Annotated in this window: 23 protein-coding genes; 2 read left to right on the plus strand and 21 right to left on the minus strand. The window is 41.8% G+C overall.

The window, feature by feature from the left end; all coding sequences use genetic code 11:
• Position 1 precedes the first annotated feature (1 nt).
• The 15 genes from N8L90_RS05910 to N8L90_RS05980 all read right to left on the minus strand — a co-directional run bounded on the left by N8L90_RS05910 (position 2) and on the right by N8L90_RS05980 (position 12817).
• Complete coding sequence (locus N8L90_RS05910; RefSeq protein WP_060627391.1) at positions 2-1063, minus strand: methionine ABC transporter ATP-binding protein; 1062 nt, start codon at positions 1061-1063, stop codon at positions 2-4.
• Positions 1056-2429: a M20 family metallopeptidase gene (locus N8L90_RS05915; RefSeq protein WP_024056869.1), complete on the minus strand. Its 1374-nt coding sequence runs from the start codon at positions 2427-2429 to the stop codon at positions 1056-1058. The genes N8L90_RS05910 and N8L90_RS05915 overlap by 8 nt, the downstream gene beginning before the upstream one ends.
• Positions 2430-2528: 99 nt before the next feature.
• Complete coding sequence (locus N8L90_RS05920) at positions 2529-3383, minus strand: MetQ/NlpA family ABC transporter substrate-binding protein (RefSeq protein ID WP_000694523.1); 855 nt, start codon at positions 3381-3383, stop codon at positions 2529-2531.
• A gap of 153 nt (positions 3384-3536) precedes the next feature.
• Complete coding sequence (locus N8L90_RS05925; protein ID WP_261024605.1) at positions 3537-4367, minus strand: amino acid ABC transporter substrate-binding protein; 831 nt, start codon at positions 4365-4367, stop codon at positions 3537-3539.
• 209 nt (positions 4368-4576) lie between these two features.
• Entirely contained in the window at positions 4577-4900 is a 324-nt protein-coding gene (locus N8L90_RS05930; RefSeq protein ID WP_000253937.1) for an AzlD domain-containing protein, read from the minus strand.
• Positions 4890-5585 carry an AzlC family ABC transporter permease gene (locus N8L90_RS05935; protein ID WP_261024606.1) on the minus strand — a complete coding sequence of 232 codons (696 nt, stop codon included), beginning with the start codon at positions 5583-5585 and terminating at the stop codon, positions 4890-4892. Before N8L90_RS05935 ends, N8L90_RS05930 begins: the two co-directional genes overlap by 11 nt.
• Positions 5586-5825: 240 nt before the next feature.
• The gene (locus tag N8L90_RS05940; RefSeq protein ID WP_000036821.1) at positions 5826-6338 is read right to left on the minus strand and encodes an HdeD family acid-resistance protein; all 513 of its coding nucleotides are present in this window, start codon (positions 6336-6338) and stop codon (positions 5826-5828) included.
• Positions 6338-6964 (minus strand): TetR/AcrR family transcriptional regulator, encoded by a 627-nt coding sequence (locus tag N8L90_RS05945; RefSeq protein ID WP_261024607.1) that lies wholly within the window; start codon positions 6962-6964, stop codon positions 6338-6340. Before N8L90_RS05945 ends, N8L90_RS05940 begins: the two co-directional genes overlap by 1 nt.
• Before the next feature lie 143 nt (positions 6965-7107).
• Positions 7108-8334 carry an MFS transporter gene (locus N8L90_RS05950; RefSeq protein ID WP_004254988.1) on the minus strand — a complete coding sequence of 409 codons (1227 nt, stop codon included), beginning with the start codon at positions 8332-8334 and terminating at the stop codon, positions 7108-7110.
• Between the two features lie 121 nt (positions 8335-8455).
• The gene (locus N8L90_RS05955; RefSeq protein WP_004254985.1) at positions 8456-8740 is read right to left on the minus strand and encodes a bacteriocin immunity protein; all 285 of its coding nucleotides are present in this window, start codon (positions 8738-8740) and stop codon (positions 8456-8458) included.
• A gap of 230 nt (positions 8741-8970) precedes the next feature.
• Entirely contained in the window at positions 8971-9834 is an 864-nt protein-coding gene (locus tag N8L90_RS05960) for an Rgg/GadR/MutR family transcriptional regulator (RefSeq protein WP_004254984.1), read from the minus strand.
• 103 nt (positions 9835-9937) lie between these two features.
• On the minus strand, positions 9938-10948 hold the full coding sequence (gene tsaD, locus N8L90_RS05965) for a tRNA (adenosine(37)-N6)-threonylcarbamoyltransferase complex transferase subunit TsaD (RefSeq protein WP_000655020.1): 1011 nt from the start codon (positions 10946-10948) through the stop codon (positions 9938-9940).
• Complete coding sequence (gene rimI / locus N8L90_RS05970) at positions 10938-11375, minus strand: ribosomal protein S18-alanine N-acetyltransferase (RefSeq protein ID WP_084887772.1); 438 nt, start codon at positions 11373-11375, stop codon at positions 10938-10940. Before rimI ends, tsaD begins: the two co-directional genes overlap by 11 nt.
• Positions 11372-12055 (minus strand): tRNA (adenosine(37)-N6)-threonylcarbamoyltransferase complex dimerization subunit type 1 TsaB, encoded by a 684-nt coding sequence (gene tsaB, locus N8L90_RS05975; RefSeq protein WP_084887770.1) that lies wholly within the window; start codon positions 12053-12055, stop codon positions 11372-11374. Before tsaB ends, rimI begins: the two co-directional genes overlap by 4 nt.
• Positions 12056-12601: 546 nt before the next feature.
• Entirely contained in the window at positions 12602-12817 is a 216-nt protein-coding gene (locus N8L90_RS05980; RefSeq protein WP_261024611.1) for a hypothetical protein, read from the minus strand.
• Positions 12818-13097: 280 nt separating this feature from the next.
• On the opposite strand from N8L90_RS05980, the gene N8L90_RS05985 reads away from it, so the two are divergent.
• Together N8L90_RS05985 and rnjA are read left to right on the plus strand one after the other, a co-directional pair.
• A complete protein-coding gene (locus N8L90_RS05985; protein ID WP_000639572.1) occupies positions 13098-13331 on the plus strand; it encodes a DNA-dependent RNA polymerase subunit epsilon in 234 nt (77 codons plus the stop codon).
• Position 13332: 1 nt separating this feature from the next.
• Complete coding sequence (gene rnjA, locus N8L90_RS05990; protein WP_261024612.1) at positions 13333-15012, plus strand: ribonuclease J1; 1680 nt, start codon at positions 13333-13335, stop codon at positions 15010-15012.
• A 188-nt stretch (positions 15013-15200) separates the two neighbouring features.
• Here rnjA and mnmG read toward each other — a convergent pair whose 3' ends face one another.
• The 6 genes from mnmG to N8L90_RS06020 all read right to left on the minus strand — a co-directional run bounded on the left by mnmG (position 15201) and on the right by N8L90_RS06020 (position 22440).
• Positions 15201-17114 carry a tRNA uridine-5-carboxymethylaminomethyl(34) synthesis enzyme MnmG gene (mnmG, locus tag N8L90_RS05995; RefSeq protein WP_261024613.1) on the minus strand — a complete coding sequence of 638 codons (1914 nt, stop codon included), beginning with the start codon at positions 17112-17114 and terminating at the stop codon, positions 15201-15203.
• A gap of 9 nt (positions 17115-17123) precedes the next feature.
• Complete coding sequence (locus tag N8L90_RS06000) at positions 17124-17579, minus strand: NUDIX hydrolase (protein ID WP_261024614.1); 456 nt, start codon at positions 17577-17579, stop codon at positions 17124-17126.
• Positions 17580-17720: 141 nt separating this feature from the next.
• Positions 17721-18842: a tRNA 2-thiouridine(34) synthase MnmA gene (gene mnmA, locus N8L90_RS06005; protein WP_001282944.1), complete on the minus strand. Its 1122-nt coding sequence runs from the start codon at positions 18840-18842 to the stop codon at positions 17721-17723.
• Positions 18843-18997: 155 nt separating this feature from the next.
• Positions 18998-20392 carry an argininosuccinate lyase gene (gene argH, locus N8L90_RS06010; RefSeq protein ID WP_261024615.1) on the minus strand — a complete coding sequence of 465 codons (1395 nt, stop codon included), beginning with the start codon at positions 20390-20392 and terminating at the stop codon, positions 18998-19000.
• Positions 20393-20420: 28 nt separating this feature from the next.
• A complete protein-coding gene (locus tag N8L90_RS06015) occupies positions 20421-21617 on the minus strand; it encodes an argininosuccinate synthase (RefSeq protein WP_261024616.1) in 1197 nt (398 codons plus the stop codon).
• A gap of 16 nt (positions 21618-21633) precedes the next feature.
• The gene (locus tag N8L90_RS06020; RefSeq protein ID WP_001038480.1) at positions 21634-22440 is read right to left on the minus strand and encodes an ABC transporter substrate-binding protein; all 807 of its coding nucleotides are present in this window, start codon (positions 22438-22440) and stop codon (positions 21634-21636) included.
• Positions 22441-22622 lie beyond the last annotated feature (182 nt).

Genomic DNA, 22622 nt, shown 5'->3' on the forward strand with positions numbered 1-22622 from the left:
CTTACTGTCCTCCCTTCAATACTTTTAACTGTACGCCTGCTTGACGAATGGCTTCTTGGGCACCTGCCAACGCTGTTTTTTCACCTGACAAGACCACCACCAATTCTCCAACAGGAGTACCATCGAGGATTTCAATATTTCCATAGAGAATATTAGCCGTCACCTGGTAATGCTTGTACAATTCATTCAAAAGTGGCTCGTCTGTTGAAGCACCTGCATACTTGAGTTGCACTAAAAGACTGTTTTCAGACAAATGTTGTACGATTTCTTGCTTCTCAATTTTGACCATAGCTTCATCAATGCCTGTGGCTGTTGAGATAAAGTCTTGAGTCAAAGGTTGTTTAGGATCTGAGAAGATTTCAAGAACACTACCCTCTTCAATCAAATGCCCATCCTGCATAACTGCCACACGATTGGCAATATCTTTGACAATCTGCATTTCATGCGTAATCAAGACAACAGTCAAGCCTAATTTTTGGTTCAAATCTTGCAACAAGGCCAAAATCTGCTTGGTTGTCTTAGGGTCAAGGGCAGAAGTTGACTCATCTGAAATCAAGATTTTTGGATCATTTGCCAAGGCACGCGCAATGGCCACACGCTGTTTTTGCCCTCCAGATAATTGTGAAGGGTAGTTTTCAGCACGATCTGCCAAGCCGACCAAGTCCAACAACTTAGCTACTTTAGCCTTCTTTTCTTCCTTGCTGAGTCCAGAATGTTTAAGGGCAAAGGCTACATTCTCCTCTGCTGTCTTTTGGCTCATCAGGTTAAAATGCTGGAAAATCATTCCAATATCTTGACGTTTACGACGTAACTGCTCTGCCGTCAAGGTCACCTTGCCATCAAAAATCACATCGTCGTCAATGGTAATTTTGCCTGCAGATGGTTTTTGCAAGAGATTAATCACCCGTACAAGGGTTGATTTCCCTGCTCCAGAATATCCAACGATTCCGTAGATATCCCCTTCTTGGATGTGAATGGTCACATCCTTGACCGCTGTGATGGTTCTCTTCTTCTGATGAAAAGTCACATCGATCTGATCTAACTTGATAATATCTCTACTCATAGCTTCTAATCAGCTCCTCTACTAATTCAATATGGGTGTAATAATCGGCGATTCGCACATTTTCATCTCCACCGTGGTCCCGGCTATTAGCATTTCCTAGACCGAAGGCCACCATTGGCACCTCTAGGGCGTCAAATACCGTATGCATAGGCCCAGTGCCTGCTGTAGTCGGCAAGACTGAAACGCCCTGTGGATAGAATTTCTTGGCCAACTCGATTACATTAAGAATGGCTGGCGCGCTCATATCGCTTCGATAGCTCATCTCTCCCAAGGTATAGTATAATTCTACCTTATCAAAGCCATTTTTGTCTAGCTGTTTCCGAATTTTTTCCAGAACATCATGCGGTTCTAGGCCAGGAACCAAACGAACTTCTAGCTTGGCACTAGCTTCTGCAGGCAAAATCGTTTTAACTCCTTGCCCTTGATAACCTGACTGAATCCCTTCGATATTAAGAGCTGGCTCAAAAAAGAAACGTTTTAGGAAGGCTGCACGGTCCTCTTGTAAGAGAGGCAATTCCAAACCATAAATCTGGCTGATTTCCCCTGGATTTCGTTGAGCGTAGGTATCCACCAAGGCTAATTCTCGTTCATTCGGCTCTTGTACTTCTTCGTACAAACCTTCAACCAAGATACGGCCATCTGCGGCACGAAGAGACTGTAGGGCTTGAAGGAGGTACCAAGGAGCTGATTCCACAACTCCTCCATAACTAGAGTGGATATCCACATCCGCACTTTTTACCTTGGCATCAAAGGTCACAATCCCCTTATTTCCACCAGAAATTTCTAACTGCTCCAAGGCATTCTTGGTCCCTTGTTCCCAGACCAACAAATCTGCACCACGGAGTTTATCCGAATGCTTTTCTAGATACTTATCTAGGTCTGTTGAAGCCGATTCCTCCGCTCCCTCCATGATAAAACTGATATTGACAGGCAGGTCATCATGGTGCTGCATGTATTTTCTCAAAGCACTCAAACGAGCCGTGATATGACCCTTGTCGTCATCAACCCCACGCCCATACATAAAGCCGTTGCGGACCGAAAGCGTAAAGGGCTCCTCTGTCCAGACTTGATCCCCATCCGCTGGTACAGTGTCATAGTGGTTATAGAAAATCAGGGTTTTGGCATCTGGACGCGAACTCTTGAAATGTGCCATGACAAAAGGCGCCGTGTAAGTCTCATCAATCTCCACTTCAGCCCCAACACGCTTGAAAATCTCACCCAGATAATTGGCAACTTCCTTAAGTCCAACCTGCTGGGCAAAGACTGACTTCTTAGAAATCAAGGTACGCAAAACCTCAAAATAATGCTGGGCCACATGATCCTTTTCAAATTTTTCAATCTGTTCTTGTTCGCTAGGAAAAACCATATTCTCTCTACCTTTCTATGAACCTATAGTCTTCTTTACAATCCATGCTCTATACAAAAGCAAGAGGTGGAATTTTCTCTCCCACCTCCCTGTTTCTTATTACCAAACTGGTTGATCCAAACCGTCTGATGTTTCTTCGATAACTTTTTTCACGTCATCTGTGTGGTAAGCTGCGATCACTTTCTTGATAGCATCAGCTTTTGGTGATGTTTCCCAATCTTTTTTCGCAACGATGATGTTGTACCATTGTTTTGAATTTTCATCAGCTTGTTCTTTGAAAAGTGCTTTCTTGTAGTCCAATTTTGCTTCTGTAACGAAGGTATTGTTTACAACGGCAGCGTCAACTGATGACAATGAACGAGCTGTTTGGCTAGCGTCCAATTCAGTGATTTTCAAGTTCTTTGGATTTTCTTTGATGTTAGCAACTGTTGCAAGAGCAGTTCCTGACACGTCCAATTTAATCAAGCCAGCTGATTGAAGCAAGTAAAGCGCACGGCTTTCGTTTGTAGCGTCGTTCGGTACAGCGATTTCTCCGTTTGCTGGGATGTCTTCTACTTTAGTGTACTTGTTGTCACTTCCATTCAAACCTGAGTAAAGACGGATTGGAGAGATGTAAGTATCTGCAATCGCTACAAGGTCTTTCCCGTTTTCTTTGTTCCAGTTGTTCAAGAAGTTATAGTGTTGGAAAGCGTTCAAATCTACTTCGCCATCAGCAGTTGCCTTGTTTGGTTGTGAGTAGTCTGTGAACTCCGTAAATTCCAAAGTGATACCGTCTTTTTTAACCAATTCTTGGATTTTGTCCCAACGTTTTTCTTCAGAACCGCTACGGTTAACAGTTGCGATTTTGATAGTTGTTGCATTGTCTGCTTTCTTTTCTGAGTTTCCGCAAGCTGCAAGAGCCAAACCTGCGACTGTAGCAAGGGCTGCTACACCAAGCCATTTTTTAATTTTCATGATTCTTTCTCCTTAAAAATAATACCGTACTAGTATCTCACAATTTGTTTGATTTCACAAATTGTTATTATGTAGTCAGATATATAGTTTAAAACTATATCCCTAAAAACCGAGAAATCACCCACCTGATTCAGAATGGATGATTTCAAAAAATTATTTAATATCAGCTTCTGCTGGTAGATAAGTGTCTCCGAAGAATTGTTTAGACAATTTTTCAAGGGTTCCGTCTTTGTAGAGTTCTTGGATACGTTTGTCTACAAATGATTTCAACTCATCTTGACCCTGAGCAAGAAGTGGGTAAACGTACGGTTGTTGGTCGCTTGGAAGTTCGATAACTTTCAAGTTGTCCAAACCTTGGTCCTTGATGACTGTTTCAACACCGATTTTATCAAAAATCTTGTAGTCAAACTGGCCATCGCTCAAGCGTCCCATGATTTGTTGGAAGTCTGCTTTAGTATACTTTAGGACAGTTGGATTATCTGAATGTTGTTTGTTGTAGTCTTCTAGCTGTTTAGCAGATGTTGTCCCTTGAACAACTTCTGTTGATTTTCCACCGATATCATCAAGCGATTTGATGCTAGGGTCATCTTTTTTCACTACAAGAACGTTAGGGTTTTTAGCAGTTGGAGCTGCATAAAGGTATTTTTCAGCACGTTCTTTAGTGTAGCTGATGTTGCTAACAGCCATATTGTAACGGTCGGCATCAAGTCCTGCAAAGACTCCTGACCACTCTGTCTTCTCAAACTTGACATCATACTTGTCAGAGTCTTTAAAGATAGCGCGAACCACTTCAATTTCGTAACCAGTCAATTCGCCATTTTCTTCATAGTTGAATGGTTTTGGTGTAGCATTAGTTGCAACGATAATTTCTTTCTTGCTAGCTGCTTCTCCTTCTTTCTTAGCACCACCTGAGCAAGCTGCTAACACACCTGCAGCAACAAGGCCTAAGGCAGCAAGAGATGAGTATTTAACGATTTTTTTCATGTCATTTCCTCCAAAATAGAATACCTTATAATCTTAACAGAAAAAGAGCATTTACGCCATTATATGATATCTATCTCTGTGATAGGTTTTCTTTATGGCTAATTTATACTCAATGAAAATCAAAGAGCAAACTAGGAAGCTAGCCACAAGCTGTACTTGAGTACGGTAAGGCGACGCTGACGTGGTTTGAATTTGATTTTCGAAGAGTATTAAAAGACCAAACGCAAGACTGCAGTTAAGACCACTCCAAAGAGAACTGTTCCAACTAGATTGCGGTAGCGAAAGGCTACCCAAGCCGTTGGAAAGACTGCTAAGAAGTCCAGCCATTTGATTTGAGGAAGACTCCCAACCTTGCCTGTCACTACGCTTGAAAGAATCAAGGCAAAGATAATAGAAACAGGCAAGAATTTCAAAAAACGCTCAACGATTGCAGGCAAGCCCTTATACTTGACCAAGATGAAGGGAATCATACGGGGAATCCAAGTCACCAAGCCAGAGAAAATAACTGCTAATAAAAGATACTTACTGACCATCTAAAACCACCCCCATTGTACAACCTAGCAAGGTCGCAAACAGAACAGCTAGCGACTGAGACACCACTGTTAAGAGTAAAAAGAAGGACACCGCAACAACTGCTAGGATAATGAGCAGATTGCGGACAGGAATCCGTCTTTGCATAATCTGGAATTGCGAAGCAAAAATTCCAATGAACATCCCAACCAGGGCAAAATCCAAGCCAAAGATTTCTGGACTTGGCAGCAGACCACCCAGAGCCGTTCCGACAACTGTTCCCACAAACCAAGCCACATAGCTGTTGAGATTGTTTCCGTGCATCCACATAGGATTGACCTTGTCTGTATGGGCTAACTCGCCCATCAAAACGCCATAAGTCTCATCCGTCAAGAGACTAGACATACCGATATTTTGCCAGAGACTGGTATGACGGAAATAGGTTGACGCATGCAAACTCAACAAAAAGAGACGCAAATTAATCAAAAAGACCGTCATAGCAATAGCTGCCACAGGTGCTTGAACCGCAATCAGTGCCAACATGGCAAACTGGGCGCTCCCAGCATAAACAAAGAGGCTCATCAAGCCCATCTCAACAGGTGTCACATAGGGCGCACCAATAATCCCACAGGCCAAGCCAATACTGACATAACCAAGGGCCGTTGGCATGGCCGCCTGCGCCCCCTCCCAAAATCCTTTTTCTTTCATCTTTCTCCTCATATTGTCTTAATAATACTCAATGAAAATCAAAGAGCAAACTAGAAAGCTGGCCACAGGTTGCTCAAAACATTGTTTTGAGGTTGCAGATAGAAGCTGACGCAGTTTGAAGAGATTTTCGAAGAGTATAAGTAGGCTGAAAAGGCTCCAGCCATAGCATGGACTATTATAACACATTCAGGAAAGAGAAAAAAGTCTGCTGATTGTAATCAGACAGACTCCATTTTATTCTTATTTAATCTTGAAGAATTGAACAATTGCCACAATACCTTGATAAATAAAGACAAAGGCAATGGTGTAACTAATATAGAGACCGGTCATCAATGGGTGTCCCATCATGATTAAACCTGCTACGATTCCTAAAATCCCCATCCAAACTAGAGGGGTACCTACCGATTTATCCGTCTTACGAACCTTGAAACCAACGATAGTTTTTGTAATACCATTTGTCAAGGCCCATAAAGAAATGATAAATGGTACAAATGTTACCATTTCAATAAAGCTACCTGAGAACAAGGTAAGAGCGAGGATGAGGGTAACAATTCCTCCAAATAAATTCCAGCCATGCTTTTCTTCTGATTTGAAGTATTGTACAATCTCAGAAATCCCTTGAACTGCAAATACAAGTGCAAACCAGAAAGTCATGGAAGCCAAGCTAATAAGAGGATGTGCAAACATATTAAAACCTACAAAAACTGCAAAAATACCCGCAATTAGTAACAACCATTTCCAAATTTTCGACATTATTTTTCTCCTTTTTTAGAGTAATCTTCCTCTAGTATTCCATAAATCATCATATCCAAAACCTGTGATAATTGATGTTCATATCCTGAAACCAAGTCAGGCAAACTGCTATCTGACGGAACAGTTAAATAATAGGAACGAAACATATCCTGAATCAATCGCAGATAGTCCATAGCTCGTTTCTCATCAATATGCTCTTTCAGTTTGGATTCTGATATAAGTTTTTGACAAACTTGTTCATTCAAGTCCAAAAAGATAGCTTTCTGTGGTGCAATGTCTGCTTCCAATTCTTCTGGTGTCGCAATCATTGCCTCAAAGAAAATGTGGCTATGTTCTGGGTATTGCTGATAAAATTGGTGACGTCTTTCCATATAATCAGCTAAGGAGGGCACTTGACCTTCCACCCCCAGAAACACTGCCAAAGCTTTCTCAAAACTCTCCTGAAAACAAGTTAGATAGAGGTCTGATTTCCCTGAAAAATTATGATACAAAACTCCTTTGGAAATACCATCCACTTTACAAAGTTCATTGATGACAAAACCTTGATAGCCTTTTGTAGCAAATTCAAACAAAGCAGCGGTAATGATTTTCTCTCTTCGTAGTCTTGTTTTTTCTTCTTTTCTCATGTATTTATCTCTACATTTTTTAATTATAAACCGATTGGTCTGAAATGTCAAGCAACTTTCTCAAAAATTTAACAGTCTGCTGATTGTAGCCATCATAAACAGACTGGAATCCAGTCTCAAACATATAATATACACATTCTTCGCTAAATGTTTTCACGGATATTCAAGAGTATGATAAAGGCAGCTAGAAGAAATAGCAATAAAACAAAGCTAACTGCCAGAGTTCCAAAGCTAGTAGCAATGGTTACCAAAGCTATTGTAAATAAGCTAGGTAAAACAACTGTAATGGCACCGATAGAGGATTGAACTGCTCCCATTGACTCCTCAGGTATTTGTTTAAAAATGAGTTCCTGTAATCGAGGAGAGAGGATACCTGCGAAAAAGGCATCCAAGGCACTAAAGATAAGAATCCAGTCAAAACGAACTGCCACAAAGCCAACTAAAAGGAGTAATTGGATAATAAGCGAGGCATATAGGGCTAGTTTTATGGAGATTGTATTCTTCAGATAGCCACTCACAAGGCTTCCGACAATAAGGGCTGACAATTCAAGGGTGGATAACAAGGCAAGAGATTGACCTGTTTGTAAATTCAAAAAGGGCTGATTCCTCAAAAACAGAGTAGAAACAGGAACTGTAACATTTATCACTGCTTGACTAATAGAGATAATAAACAAAACCAAGAGCACCTTATTCATATTCCATATCAATTTTGATGATTGGAGCAGATGCTGGCAAAAGGATTTTACAGAGAGTCCTTCTTGATAGCTAATCGTTTTTTCTACTTTCAAGAGGTCTGTTTTTATGAAAAGAATACCTAAAAATGCGATTAAAAAGGTCAGAGCATTCAGTAAGGAAATAGACTGGATAGATAGAATACCTAGTAAGACTCCTCCTAGAATATTACTGATTGTTTTCACTAAACTAACAGTTGACTGTTTAAATCCAATAGCTTCTGCCAGATGGTCTTGCCCAATAATTCTAATGAAAATCGGAGTGAGCATGGCGCCTGAAAAATAACTCAATGTGTCAGATAAGAGGTTAATCAGACAAATAAATGCTACTAATAACAAGGAAAAGGACTGCCCTGAAAGTGATAAAGAAACGATAGAGTAAAGCAAAAATTTTGCAAAACTAATCATTGTATATTTTAGGACACGATGATGTTGAAAATCCGCCAAAACTCCCAGAAAGATTTGCAGAACTTGAGGAAGGGTTTCTGAAATCGTGATCAGTAAAATCGCCAAAGGGGCAAAAGATGCATCTGCCACATAATTCAAAAAGGCCAGATAAAAAATCGTATCCCCAACCGTTGAAATCCACTGGTTGATGGTTAATTGCCTAAAATTTCTATTTTGAAGAAATACTTTCATCACAACTCCTTTTAAAGTTCCAGTGTATAGAAAACAAGACTTGGTTTAATATTGAACTCCAAGCCTTGCTCATATTCAGATTCATCCATTATATGATGTTCATGCCGTATTTTATAATAAATCATATCTTAAAAATACCAGACCACACTATTCCCTGCTTGTATTTAGCTTCTTTCTTTTGGACAAATTTTGCTAAATCCAACAACTCTGTCGGCGGTTCACCTTTAAAGCTCAACAATTCTTTAGAGACGGCAAAAGAAAGACGTACAGCTAACAAATCTTCATTAGTACTAGAGAACTGTTTTGCTGTTTCCAGCAATTGCTTCCTAAATTCTTCCGTCAAGCTAATTTCTTTATTATTGTATAGGGAATGAATTAACATTTGTAACTGACTTTGTTTTTCCATCGTTTACCTCATTTTATCTAGGACGCCAAGTTTCACTTTTAGTCCAGCCATTTACAGTATGCTCATAATTAAACATATACTGTACGAATTCCCATCTATAAACCACTTCTGCGACTTAGGATCTGCTTGAAGTGCTTTACAAGGATAGTATAACACGAAAATTAGCTTATTTTAGAAAATCGCATATTTGATATTTTTTCTTATAGAAATTTCAGATTTGCAATTGTTGACTACTCAATAAGTTCTTTGTATTGCTTCAAACGCAATTCGAAGAGGGCTAGCAATTGTGGATTTTCTAATACTTGCAGAGATTGGATAAATCTTTCAATCTCTTTTTGATTGCTTCCTTTGGTTTGAAGGAAAATCTTCATTTTCTTTAAAAACTGCCACAATACTTTTTCAAAAACATCGTATGGACGAAGCATGCTCTCTAGCTCAGCTTCAAAAATTGGGATATAAGAGAAAAGTTTACGCTCCATGAGTTCTGATATAATATTCAGAAATCCACTTTTCATATACAATCGATTATGTACCAACTCTTTAAATTCCCTAGATTTCTCAATTAAAGCGGTCGATAAAAATATCAAATCTTGATTGCTCAAGAAGGGCATGGTATTGCAAAAGAGATAGAGTTCAAACCAGGTCCAAGACTCAATAGCATAGAGATAGATAGTCAAAAACTCGCTATCTTCTTTTACTAATGGATAGTTCTTATTTAAGGAATGGAGTGCGTTTTTAATTACAATGGCATTCAAACGACGATAGGTCTCTGCCATCTGTTCTTGCTCGACTTCCTCCAACAGTTGCTCTAAACCAGCTATATCTTGGTGGGCAAAGCGATCCACAACCTTTCTACCAATTCGCATATGTGGAGATTCTTGATAGTTGTTGAGCTTGTGCCCAAACTCATCAAAGGTCACATTTATACCTTGGATAGCTAGAATCAACTTATCTGCAGACAGCATAGACTGCCCTAGTTCGAACTTGGATAGCTGAGAAGCTGTTAGTCCAGCACAAGCCACATCTGACTGCTTGAGCTTTCTAGCCAAACGTAATTCCTTGTAAAATTCCCCCAATTCCATTCTCCCAATCATCTGACCACCTCCTATTCTTTATATATTATATCATTATTTACATTTATTTGTCAAAATATTCTGACATTTCGGCAAGTAAAAAAGTCAGCCTTAAGCTGACTCTTTATTCCATAGTATCAAAAGCGAGACTTGGTTTGGCATTGAGGTCCAAGTTTGCAAAATTTTCTTTGTTCCACTCGCTGACGCTGGCATAGGCAATCATTCCTGCATTGTCTCCACAAAGACGCAGTGGTGGGATGATGACCTTGACATCTGTGATTTCGGCCGCTAGGCGTTCTCTGAGACCTTTATTGGCTGCCACGCCACCTGCCACAACCAGGGTTTTAACAGGGTATTTTCCCAAGGCCTTCTTGGTTTTTGCCATAAGAATATCCAAGACAGCTGCTTGAAAGGAAGCACACAAATCCTCTGTGGACAAGCTTTCTCCCTTTTGCTCGGCATTGTGGTGAAGATTGATAAAGGCCGATTTCAAACCTGAGAATGAAAACTCCAGATTATCTTCCTTAATCATGGCACGAGGGAAATCATAAATATCCTGTCCCTGATGAGCTAGCTCGTCAATCTCACGACCAGCAGGATAGGTCAAACCCATGACACGGCCAACCTTATCATAGGCCTCACCAACCGCGTCATCTCGCGTTTCCCCAACAATCTTGTAGTCACCAGCCTCCGAAACATAAACCAACTCTGTGTGCCCACCGCTAACCAAGAGGGCTAGCAAGGGAAACTCCAAAGGCTCCACACTCTGAGCGGCCATGAGGTGGCCAGCCATGTGGTTAACGGGAATCAGCGGAAGCCCATGTGCCCAAGCAAAAGCCTTGGCAGCTGACAAACCAACTAGTAAGGCTCCGACCAAGCCCGGTCCATAGGTAACCGCCACAGCTGTTACGTCCTCTTCGGTAATTCCTGCTTCTGCTAGAGCCTCCTCGATACAGGCTGTAATGACCTCGACATGGTGACGACTAGCTACTTCTGGCACTACGCCCCCAAAACGTTTGTGGCTCTCGATTTGACTAGCAATGACATTGGACAAGAGCTGGTCGTCTTTTTTTAAGACAGCGACACTGGTCTCATCACAGGATGTCTCAAATGCTAAAATATATCTATCCTTCATCTATTTCTCTCTTCATGATGATGGCGTCCTCGACTGGGTCATGGTAGTAGGCCTTTCGCTCAGCGATGACTGCCATCTTTTCTTTCTTGTAAAATGCTTGCGCTCGGTGATTTGACTTTCTGACTTCGAGGAAAATCTCCTTATCTGCCGGCAATTGAGCAAACAAGGCCGAGGCAATTCCCTGACCCTGATAGACTCCTTTGACAGCGATTTGCAGGACTTCTGCTTCAAATAGATTCTCCTGCACAGCTAAAAATCCAATCACTTCTGCTCCATCATAAGCTAGAGCATACCAAGTCTGGTCTTGGGACAAATCTGCTTGGATTTGTTCCAGCGTCCAAGAACTGACTGGGTAAACAGCTGCCATAACAGCGTAGATGGCTTGAGCCAGATCAGGTTGCTGTTGAGTTCCTTTGATTTCTATCATAGGCGTTTAATATAAGACTCGCCAGATTCGGTGTGATTCTTTAGCCAGTTTTCCTCAGCCTCGACACGCTTGAGGTAGTTCGGCACAAAATCATGCAAGGAGTCTGCTTCCTTGTCCCAGGCCCAGAGAGCTAGATTAGCTGCATTTGGCAAGGTTTCTTTGAAATTAGTCCTTGGCAAGTGTTCTTGAATCTGCTCCACAAAGGTGCCAACTTCTCCGACAAAGGTTACTTGACTAGCACCCTTGATTAGCTCAATCACTCGCTCAAAGGGCAGGTGTGCTTCTGGCATGACAGGTTTGGCATTCTCATAAAATCCTGCGTAAACATTGTTGCGACGCGCATCCATCAAAGGAACGAACAAACCTTCTTGTTGGTAGGGCACCAGAGCCAAGAGGCTAGACATACCAACTAACTCGATGTTAAGAGTATGAGCAAGGGTCTTGGCAGTTGCTACCGCAATTCGCAAACCTGTGTAGCTACCTGGCCCTTCCGCCACAACGATTCTATCCAAATCCTTGGGCGTCCAGTTCACACTTGCCATCAAAAAATCGATGGCAGGCATGAGGGTAATACTGTGATTTTTCTTAATATTAATCGTCGTCTCGGCAAGAACCTGCTTGTCCTCTAAAATAGCGAGAGAAAGAGCCTTGCTGGACGTATCAAAAGCTAATACTTTCATAACACATTCCTATCTTTTTGTCTGCTTACTATTATACTACAAAAGCTGGCACATGGGAATTTTCTTTATCTCCAAACAAAAATTCCTATACTTAGCTAAAAAATAATTCGCAAATAAAATTCAAAAAAATGCTCACTTTTCCTTTTCTTTTCCGAATATAAGAGTGAACAAGAAAATTGAAAGGACCTTCGTAAAAAGTTTGGTAAGTCATGCTAGATAAAAGACACATTTTTAGAAGGATAAATTTTATTGTCTTCATCTCTTACAGTTTGCTCAGCATTCTCAATGATTTAAACATTACTACTATCCCTTTACCAATCGATTTATCTGTTTGTATTGTTTTATTTTTATGCTTCAACTCTATTTTGGACAGAAGAATCATTAACATAATAAGAATAAATTCTTAAAGCAAACATTTATTCCATTGTCATGTCATTTTAGAAAAATGCAAAAACCACCTCATCTTGATAGATGGGGTGGAATTTTCGTGTCATGAATTTACTATCTTTATCCCTAAACAAAAATGCCCCAACATGAGCAGGGCATCTAAGCATTTAATCCAAAGTAAAATACAAACCAAACGACATAGGTTACGAGGAGGAGAAAAAGCGAGTATAGGGTCACAAAACTAATCTTCCACAAGAACTTGGTTTGTCGTTGTTCCAGTTTGGCAAATAGAAGATTCCCAGTATAAACGCAAGCAACAAAAACAATAAAAGCTACCAAGCGAGCTCCGATAGCAAAAGCAAATAAGTTATACATAGGGCAACCTCCTTGACTTAAAATCTATATGGAATTATGACAAGCGATAAATTTCACTTCCATTATCAAGATAACATATTTTCTTTATTTTTGCAAACGCTTACCCAATAAGTTACCCTGTGACTTTCTCGTTTCCGTCTTTTACTAATTTTTCATTTTGTGGTATAATTGAAATAATTGTAACGAATCAAGGTCAATCTAGACACAAAATGGAATAAAATCAAGCAAATCTCTGCTAAAAGTTTGGAATAAGCTGACCTGTAAAATAGAAAGGAACTATATGATTTACAAAGTTTTTTATCAAGAAACAAAAGAACGTAGCCCACGCCGTGAAACAACACGCGCACTATACCTAGACATCGATGCCAGCTCAGAACTTGAGGGCCGTATCGCTGCTCGTCAACTTGTCGAAGAAAATCGCCCAGAGTACAATATCGAGTATATCGAACTCTTGTCTGACAAATTGCTAGATTACGAAAAAGAAACTGGCGCCTTCGAAATTACGGAGTTCTAATATGGCCTATACTCTTAAACCTGAAGAAGTCGGCGTTTTTGCCATCGGTGGTCTGGGAGAAATCGGGAAAAACACATACGGGATTGAATACCAAGACGAGATTATCATCGTCGATGCTGGGATTAAATTCCCAGAAGATGACTTGCTTGGTATCGACTATGTTATCCCTGACTACTCTTACATAGTAGACAATATCGACCGCGTCAAGGCTGTCTTGATCACACACGGACACGAGGATCATATCGGTGGAATTCCATTCCTACTCAAGCAAGTAAATGTCCCTATCTATGCTGGACCGCTTGCCTTGGCTTTGATCCGTGGAAAACTCGAAGAACACGGCCTCTTGCGCAACGCCAAACTTTATGAAATCAACCACAACACTGAGTTGACCTTTAAAAATCTCAAGGCAACTTTCTTTAGAACTACTCACTCTATTCCAGAGCCTTTGGGGATTGTCATTCATACTCCTCAAGGGAAAATTGTCTGTACGGGTGACTTCAAGTTTGACTTAACACCAGTTGGTGAACCAGCAGATTTGCACCGTATGGCTGCGCTTGGTGAAGAAGGTGTACTCTGTCTCCTGTCTGACTCGACAAATGCAGAAATTCCAACCTTTACCAACTCTGAAAAAGTCGTTGGCCAGTCCATCATGAAGATTATCCAAGGCATTGAAGGACGTATCATCTTTGCATCTTTTGCCTCAAATATCTTCCGTCTCCAGCAAGCAACAGAAGCTGCTGTTAAGACTGGACGTAAGATTGCGGTCTTTGGTCGTTCGATGGAAAAGGCCATTGTCAACGGAATTGAGCTTGGTTACATAAAAGCTCCTAAGGGAACCTTTATCGAGCCAAATGAAATCAAAGACTACCCTGCAGGAGAAATTCTGATCCTCTGTACAGGTAGTCAAGGCGAGCCTATGGCAGCCCTCTCTCGTATCGCCAACGGAACCCACCGTCAGGTACAACTCCAACCAGGCGATACGGTTATCTTCTCTTCAAGTCCAATCCCTGGAAATACGACTAGCGTCAACAAGCTGATCAACATCATTTCTGAAGCTGGTGTCGAAGTTATCCACGGTAAGGTTAACAATATCCATACATCTGGACACGGTGGTCAGCAAGAGCAAAAACTTATGCTCCGCCTGATTAAGCCAAAATACTTCATGCCTGTCCACGGTGAATACCGCATGCAAAAAGTCCACGCTGGACTAGCGGTAGATACTGGTGTTGAGAAGGACAATATCTTTATCATGAGTAATGGTGATGTGCTTGCCCTTACTGCTGACTCAGCTCGTATCGCAGGCCATTTCAACGCCCAAGACATCTATGTCGATGGAAATCGTATCGGTGAAATCGGTGCTGCTGTCCTCAAAGATCGTCGTGATCTATCTGAAGACGGTGTCGTTCTAGCAGTCGCAACTGTTGACTTCAAATCACAGATGATTCTGTCTGGTCCAGACATCCTCAGTCGAGGCTTTGTCTACATGAGAGAGTCTGGCGACTTGATTCGCCAAAGCCAACGCATCCTCTTCAATGCCATTCGTATCGCACTGAAAAATAAGGATGCTAGCGTGCAATCAGTCAATGGTGCCATTGTCAACGCTATTCGCCCCTTCCTTTATGAAAATACAGAACGTGAACCGATTATCATCCCGATGATCCTCACACCAGATGAAGAATAATACTCTTCGAAAATCTCTTCAAACCACGTCAGCTTCGCCTTGCCGTATATATGTTACTGACTTCGTCAGTTCTATCTACAACCTCAAAGCAGTGCTTTGAGCAACCTACGGCTAGCTTCCTAGTTTGCTCTTTGATTTTCATTGAGTACAAGTCAACAAAACAGCCCCGTCTTCGGAGCTGTTTTTCTCTATGCTTTCTTTTCTTGATTTTTAGAAATACTACGATTTTTACCTTCCAGATAGACCATCAAAATAGAAATATCTGCTGGATTTACTCCCGAAATACGGCTGGCTTGGCCGATGGTTTCTGGATTGATCAGTTTGAACTTCTGACGGGCTTCTGTCGCAATAGAATCAATATCATCCCAATCAATATTGGCTGGAATGCGTTTTTCTTCCATGCGTTTCATCTTGGCAACCTGATCCATGGCTTTGGAAATATAGCCTTCGTACTTGATTTCTGTTTCAATCAATTCGATAATCTTGTCATCCAAGTCCTCTGCAGCTGGTCCGATGAAAGCCACCACATCTTGATAAGAAACTTCTGGACGGCGAAGGAATTCCTTGGCTGTCACTGCATCTGTCAACGGCTTGAAGCCCATCTCCTCAACCTTGGCATTGGTTTCCTTAACTGGTTTGAGTTTGATGCTGTCTAGGCGTTTCATCTCATTTTCAAATTGATTTTTCTTGATTTCAAAGCGATCCCAACGTTCATCATCAACAAGGCCAATCTCACGTCCCATCTCGGTCAAACGCATATCAGCATTGTCATGGCGGAGAATGAGGCGATATTCAGCACGACTGGTCAAAAGGCGATAAGGCTCAATCGTTCCCTTGGTCACCAAGTCATCAATCATGACCCCAATATAACCGTCACTGCGCTTCAAAATAAACTCAGGCTTGCCTTGGACTTTCAAAGCCGCATTGATCCCAGCGATAATCCCTTGGCCAGCAGCTTCTTCATAACCTGATGTTCCATTTGTCTGACCAGCAGTGAAAAGTCCTGAGATTTTCTTGGTTTCCAGAGTTGCACGCAACTGGTGAGGCAAGACCATGTCATACTCAATAGCATAACCTGTTCGCATCATTTCAGCATTTTCCAGACCTTTAATGGAATGAACCAAGTCACGCTGGACATCCTCAGGCAGACTGGTTGAAAGTCCTTGAACATAGACTTCCTCAGTATTGCGCCCTTCTGGCTCAAGAAAGAGTTGGTGGCGTTCCTTGTCCGCAAAGCGCACAATCTTGTCTTCAATTGACGGGCAGTAACGAGGTCCCACTCCCTTGACCACACCTGTAAACATAGGCGCACGGTGGAGGTTATTTTGGATAATCTCATGACTGGTACCATTGGTATAGGTCAACCAGCATGGCACTTGATCCTTGACATAATCCTCATCTCGTGAAGTGTATGAAAAATGATTAGGCGCTTCGTCTCCTGGCTGAATTTCTGTCACATCGTAATTGATAGAAGAAGCCTTGACACGTGGAGGTGTTCCTGTCTTGAAACGACCGATTTCGAGGCCCAGTTCCTTGAGATTGTCAGCTAGGTTAATCGAAGCTAGGCTGTGGTTAGGACCTGATGAATACTTAAGGTCTCCAATGATAATTTCCCCACGGAGGGCAGTCCCTGTCGTCACGATAACAGCCTTGGCAGCATACTCTTGATGGGTAGCTGTACGAACACCGACAACCTTGCCATCTTCAACCAAAATCTCATCAATCATGGTCTGACGAAGGGTCAGATTTTCTTGATTTTCAACCGTCTTGCGCATTTCCTTGGAGTAAAGCTCCTTGTCAGCCTGCGCACGAAGGGCACGGACAGCTGGCCCCTTCCCTGTGTTAAGCATCTTCATCTGGATGTAAGTCTTGTCAATGGTTTTGGCCATCTCGCCACCGAGGGCATCAACTTCACGCACGACAATCCCCTTGGCAGAACCACCGATAGAAGGATTACAAGGCATGAAAGCCAGCATTTCAATGTTGATAGTCGCAAGCAAAACCTTACAACCCATACGGCTAGCAGCCAAGGAAGCCTCGACCCCAGCGTGTCCCGCACCAATTACAATAATATCGTATTCTTCAGTAAAATTATAAGTCATGTTTCTCTCCTATTCCTCAAGATGAATGTGTCTTAGTTGGCCGTCCCAAACTGGTAGGGCTGTTTTTAGAAAGGCTGGAACTAGCTGGATATTCTGGAGCTGATCAAAGTCAATCCACTCACAGGGCTGCCTCTTCTCATCTTCCTGCATGGTCAATGGGGCATCTTCAAGCAAATCCACCAGATAATGAAACTCGATATTGTGATAGGAAACACCGTCCTGTTCAAAACGATTTTCAACCACAAAAGCTAGCTGTCCAGCTTGAGCTCTGACACCCAGTTCTTCCCTCACTTCACGGACTACCGCGTCTTCCGTGCTTTCATTGACTTGAATCGCACCGCCAATAGTGTAATACTTACCCTTTTCTTTGGTAACTAGGAGCTTACGATTTTGAAGAATCAAAGCTGTCGCCCGAACTCCAAAAACCGTATTTCCTACTCTTGTCCGAAAGTCTTGCTGAGTCATTCTTGTCCTTTCCCTTAAACGACACAAAAAACAGTCAAAACTCCAAAGAAGTGCAGGACAAAAAAGCCTGCAACATCCATGAGCTTTGACCATCATTTCTATTGCTTTTATTATTGTAGCAAATTGAGAAAATTTGTCAATCTAAATGTACTGACAAACTTGTCCGTCACGGTAGGCATTATCAATCAAACCGCCACCTAGACACTCTTCGCCATCGTAAAAGACAACTGCCTGACCTGGTGTGATGGCGCGCTGCGGCTCTGCAAAGATGACCTCGGCCTTGTCTCCTTTGACATGGACGGTCACCTTAGAATCAGGCTGACGGTAGCGGAATTTGGCTGTGCATTCTAGCGTAAATTCCTCTGGCATGTCACGAGTAAAGTGGACTTGACTGGCCTCTAGGCTTGTTGACATGAGCGAGTCATGGTAGAAACCTTGGCCGACATAGAGAATATTCTTGCTCAGGTCTTTTCCGACAACAAACCAAGGGGCATTGTCACCGCCGTGTTGCCCACCGATACCAAGCCCGCCACGCTGACCAATCGTATAGTACATAAGGCCGGCATGCTCGCCCATATCGCGACCATCCACAGTCATCATGCGACCAGGCTGAGCTGGCAGGTAGTTGCTGAGGAAATTTTTAAAGTTCTTTTCTCCGATAAAGCAAATCCCTGTCGAGTCTTTCTTCTTAGCAGTTGCAAGGCCTGCTTCTTCTGCTAGTCTGCGAACTTCAGGCTTTTCCAAATGCCCCAGTGGGAACATGGTTTTTTGAAGTTGTTCTTGCGAAAGTTGGCTGAGGAAATAGGTTTGGTCCTTGCCATTGTCCACGCCACGAAGCATGTGAACGATGCCATCCTCATCACGTGCCACTCGGGCATAATGCCCAGTCGCTACATAGTCTGCCCCCAAGGTCATGGCATAGTCCAAAAAGGCCTTAAACTTGATTTCCTTGTTACACATAACGTCTGGATTTGGCGTGCGTCCTGCACGGTATTCCGCTAGGAAATACTCAAAAACGCGGTCCCAGTACTCTTTTTCAAAATTGACAGAGTAGTAAGGAATGCCAATCTGGTCTGCCACCGCAGCCACATCCTTGTAATCTTCGGTCGCCGTACAGACGCCGTTTTCATCTGTGTCGTCCCAGTTCTTCATGAAGATACCGATCACATCGTAGCCCTGCTCCTTGAGCAAAAGAGCCGTCACCGACGAATCAACACCACCACTCATCCCCACGACAACACGTGTTTTAGAGTTATCACTCATGGTAAGTCTCCCATCTATTCGTTTATTCACGATTGAAGGTCGTGTGTGCTTCACGATTGAAGGTCGCTTGAGCAGTATTCATTATAACATGCTTGGTTGGAGAAGACAAGAAAGAGGCTGTCAATCGACCAACCTCTTATTCTGAACCTATCAATCTAGCACTTTCTAGCTTCATTCGCTTTCTTAGCAACTGCAATCTGGTATTTCACTTGGTCAAATCCTGTACCTCCCAAAGAATTTCGTCTTTGAACAGCAGTTTTAGGTTGCAAGTAGACATAGATATCCTCGGCAATGAGGGAATGATAGGTTTGCAATTCCTCCAAAGTCCAATCTTGAATATTTTTAGCAGACTTGATAGAGTCTAGCACTAATCTTCCCACAACCTCATGAGCTTCTCTAAATGGCAAACCTTTCCCTGCCAAATAATCTGCCAACTCAGTTGCATTTGAAAAGTCCTTCTCTGTAGACTCTTGCATTTTTTCCTTGTTTACCTGCAAACTAGATAACATACCTGCCAATACATCGAGGGAATTTAAAATCGTTTCGACCGTATCAAACATTCCTTCCTTATCCTCTTGCAAATCCTTATTATAAGCTAAAGGCAAGGACTTCATGACTGTCAATAGCCCAAATAGATTCCCATAAACTCTACCAGTCTTTCCTCGAATCAACTCAGCCATATCTGGATTTTTCTTTTGGGGCATAATAGAGGAACCTGTTGTAAACGTATCTGACAAGGTAATGAATTGGTACTCAAAGCTACACCAATTGATCATTTCTTCACAAAAACGGCTCATATGCATCATGAGTATACTGGCATTGGATAGAAATTCTAAGATAAAATCGCGGTCACTAACAGCATCCAAAGAATTTGTATAAGGTTGCTTAAACTCTAACAAATCGCTAGAAAATTGACGATCAATGGGGAAAGTCGTTCCTGCCAAAGCTGCCGCACCTAGAGGGCATAGGTCTGTATGCTTCTGGTTAAATTCAAAACGTTCACTATCTCTCTGAAACATATTGTAGTAAGCCATCAGGTGGTGGGCAAAACTAATAGGCTGAGCATGTTGCAGATGGGTATAGCCCGGCATGATTGTCTCCACATGATTTTCCGCCAAATCTAATAAAACACCCTTGAGATGAGCCAGTTTATCTAGGACATGGCCTAGTTGCTCCTTGAGATATAAGTGCATATCTGTCGCAACTTGGTCATTTCGAGAACGAGCTGTATGTAACTTCCCTGCAAGGGGACCAATTTTTTCTGTCAGCAATACTTCCATATTCATGTGAATATCTTCATTTGCGATATCAAAGTCAAGTTGGTCTGCCTCTAGCTCTTCTAAAAGCTCTTTCAAGCCTTCTTGAATCTTTTCTGACTCCTTCAAACTCAAAATACCCGTCTGACCCAACATCTGAACGTGGGCTAAAGAACCAATCACATCAAATTTAGCTAATTTCTGGTCAAAAGATATACTCGCACCAAAGCGCTCTACCCAGTCTTCGACAGTACCTTCAAAGCGACCACCCCATAATTTTGTATTCTTAGCCATATCACATCCACCTCTCTAGTCAATCGTCCTATTTTGCGCTTTTTTGAACCTCAGAATGAACCTTGGTTGGAAGTCCCCATAACTTAATAAAGCCAACAGCCGCATCTTGGTCAAAGGTATCTGCACTAGTATACGTCGCCAAATTTTCATCGTAAAGTGAATTTGGTGATTTACGAGCCACGACCTGAGCACTTCCCTTATAGAGTTTGACTTTTGCAGTCCCATTGACAACTTTTTGAGTCTCTTTAATATAAGCAATCAAGGCTTGTGTAGCTGGACTAAACCACAAAGCATTATAAATGAGATTTGATAATTCATTTTCTATGATTGGTTTAAAATGAGCCACTTCTCTCACAAGCGTCAAGTCCTCAATTTCCTTATGAGCTGTCAGCAAGGTCACTGCCCCTGGACACTCATAGATTTCTCTTGATTTAATCCCAACCAAACGATTTTCCACGTGGTCAATCCGTCCAACCCCATGTTTTCCAGCTATTTCATTGAGTTTTTGAATCAAATCCGCCAATTTTAGCCCTTCTCCATTGAGGGAAACTGGAATACCTTCACTAAACTCAATCTCAATGTATTCTGGCATATCTGGAGCTTGCTCTGGAGAAGTTGTGATGCCAAAGGCTTCTTCTGGAGCCTGATTCCATGGATTTTCCAAAATACCACATTCATTGGCACGTCCCCAAAGATTTTGGTCGACAGAATAGGGATTATCAAGGTCAGCAGGAACAGGTACCCCATTTTCCTTGGCATAATGAATTTCTTCCTCCCTAGACCATTTCCATTCACGAACTGGCGCAATCACTTTTAAATTGGGATCCAAGGCTGCAATCGATACTTCAAAACGCACTTGGTCATTCCCCTTACCTGTACAACCATGAGCAATTGTAGTCGCTCCTGTCTGATGCGCTATTTCAACCAATTTTTTAGAAATAAGAGGGCGGCTCAAGGCAGATACCAAGGGGTACTTTTGTTCATAATAGGCATGTGACTGAAGAGCCACTAGCACATAATCTGTAGCAAATTCGTCCTTAACATCAATGACATAAGATTCGACTGCCCCAACCTTAAGAGCCTTATCATGGATGAAATCTAAGTCTTTCCCTTCACCCACATCCATACAAACTGCAACAACATCATAATCTTTCTTTAACCATGTAATAGCAACTGATGTGTCCAAACCGCCAGAATAGGCCAAAATTACTTTTTCTTTACTCATATTCTTTTCCTTCTTTCTATTTTTCAATGGACGCTTTAAAGGCATCCTCAATGAGTTTGTCTAATTCCCCAGACTCCTTCAACTTTTGAATGGTTTTATCGACCGCCTCTTTTAATTCCTTGCTATCTTTTTTCATGGCGACCGCGTAGGAATCATCTTGCTCTTTTTCAAAATTGAGGTCTGCGATTGCTAAATCAGGATTATTTTCCACAAATCCCTTGGCAACAGGTTCTTCAAAGATAACGGCATCCACTTGCCCTGATTTTAAATCTGTGATTAAATTCCCATTTTTAGGCAGAGATACGAGGGAAGAATTTTGTAGCAAATCTTTCGCCATCGTTTCTTGAATCGAACCTTTCTGCGCTCCGACCTTTTTCTGCGCTAAGTCGTTGACAGACTGATAAGTGGCTAAATCAGATTTTTTGACAATGAGCTTATTTTTTGAAGTATAGTAGGGAGTTGAAAAATCGAACACCTTGCTCCGTTCATCTGTCTTAGAAACACCTGATATGGCAAGGTCAGCTTTTCCTGATTGAACACTAGCCAGTACATTGTCAAAACTCATGGGAGATAGTTCCAATTCGACACCTAGTTCTGTTGCGATAGCCTTGGCTAATTCGATATCTGAACCCACAATCTGATTTTTCCCATCAACCACTTTTTGATATTCAAATGGAGCAAAATCTGGATTGAGGGCTACAACCAATTTTCCTTTGGACTTGATGGCTTCAATTCCAGCCGATTGATTGTTACTACAAGCAAATAGTAGGGGGAGCATCACTAAACCAAACATCGTCATCAACACCTTCTTCATCTTATTCATAACAAAGCCTCCTTTATGTTTATTCTTTTTGGTTGTATAAATAATACTCCTATACTCATCATTTGTCAAGCCTAAATTGAAAATTTTTTCAATTTGAAACAAAAAAACCTAGAAATACTACATAAAAATGTCATTCCTAGGCGTATTTATGCTATTTCTCTCTGAAAAACATGAGTATTCAG

It is taken from the genome of Streptococcus mitis (assembly GCF_946190115.1).
GTDB classification, from domain to species: domain Bacteria; phylum Bacillota; class Bacilli; order Lactobacillales; family Streptococcaceae; genus Streptococcus; species Streptococcus mitis_CO.

Bases quoted from the DNA above. Each gene is read 5' to 3' on its own strand.
- tsaD (WP_000655020.1), bottom strand. From the start codon at position 10,948: ATGAAGGATAGATATATTTTAGCATTTGAGACATCCTGTGATGAGACC.
- mnmG (WP_261024613.1), bottom strand. From the start codon at position 17,114: ATGACTTATAATTTTACTGAAGAATACGATATTATTGTAATTGGTGCG.
- N8L90_RS05985 (WP_000639572.1), top strand. From the start codon at position 13,098: ATGATTTACAAAGTTTTTTATCAAGAAACAAAAGAACGTAGCCCACGC.
- rimI (WP_084887772.1), bottom strand. From the start codon at position 11,375: ATGATAGAAATCAAAGGAACTCAACAGCAACCTGATCTGGCTCAAGCC.
- mnmA (WP_001282944.1), bottom strand. From the start codon at position 18,842: ATGAGTGATAACTCTAAAACACGTGTTGTCGTGGGGATGAGTGGTGGT.
- N8L90_RS05915 (WP_024056869.1), bottom strand. From the start codon at position 2,429: ATGGTTTTTCCTAGCGAACAAGAACAGATTGAAAAATTTGAAAAGGAT.
- N8L90_RS05925 (WP_261024605.1), bottom strand. From the start codon at position 4,367: ATGAAAAAAATCGTTAAATACTCATCTCTTGCTGCCTTAGGCCTTGTT.
- N8L90_RS05910 (WP_060627391.1), bottom strand. From the start codon at position 1,063: ATGAGTAGAGATATTATCAAGTTAGATCAGATCGATGTGACTTTTCAT.
- N8L90_RS05935 (WP_261024606.1), bottom strand. From the start codon at position 5,585: ATGAAAGAAAAAGGATTTTGGGAGGGGGCGCAGGCGGCCATGCCAACG.
- argH (WP_261024615.1), bottom strand. From the start codon at position 20,392: ATGGCTAAGAATACAAAATTATGGGGTGGTCGCTTTGAAGGTACTGTC.
- N8L90_RS05945 (WP_261024607.1), bottom strand. From the start codon at position 6,964: ATGAGAAAAGAAGAAAAAACAAGACTACGAAGAGAGAAAATCATTACC.
- rnjA (WP_261024612.1), top strand. From the start codon at position 13,333: ATGGCCTATACTCTTAAACCTGAAGAAGTCGGCGTTTTTGCCATCGGT.
- N8L90_RS05960 (WP_004254984.1), bottom strand. From the start codon at position 9,834: ATGATTGGGAGAATGGAATTGGGGGAATTTTACAAGGAATTACGTTTG.
- N8L90_RS05920 (WP_000694523.1), bottom strand. From the start codon at position 3,383: ATGAAAATTAAAAAATGGCTTGGTGTAGCAGCCCTTGCTACAGTCGCA.
- N8L90_RS06000 (WP_261024614.1), bottom strand. From the start codon at position 17,579: ATGACTCAGCAAGACTTTCGGACAAGAGTAGGAAATACGGTTTTTGGA.
- N8L90_RS06020 (WP_001038480.1), bottom strand. From the start codon at position 22,440: ATGAATAAGATGAAGAAGGTGTTGATGACGATGTTTGGTTTAGTGATG.
- N8L90_RS06015 (WP_261024616.1), bottom strand. From the start codon at position 21,617: ATGAGTAAAGAAAAAGTAATTTTGGCCTATTCTGGCGGTTTGGACACA.
- N8L90_RS05940 (WP_000036821.1), bottom strand. From the start codon at position 6,338: ATGTCGAAAATTTGGAAATGGTTGTTACTAATTGCGGGTATTTTTGCA.
- N8L90_RS05980 (WP_261024611.1), bottom strand. From the start codon at position 12,817: ATGTATAACTTATTTGCTTTTGCTATCGGAGCTCGCTTGGTAGCTTTT.
- N8L90_RS05955 (WP_004254985.1), bottom strand. From the start codon at position 8,740: ATGGAAAAACAAAGTCAGTTACAAATGTTAATTCATTCCCTATACAAT.
- N8L90_RS05950 (WP_004254988.1), bottom strand. From the start codon at position 8,334: ATGAAAGTATTTCTTCAAAATAGAAATTTTAGGCAATTAACCATCAAC.
- N8L90_RS05930 (WP_000253937.1), bottom strand. From the start codon at position 4,900: ATGGTCAGTAAGTATCTTTTATTAGCAGTTATTTTCTCTGGCTTGGTG.
- tsaB (WP_084887770.1), bottom strand. From the start codon at position 12,055: ATGAAAGTATTAGCTTTTGATACGTCCAGCAAGGCTCTTTCTCTCGCT.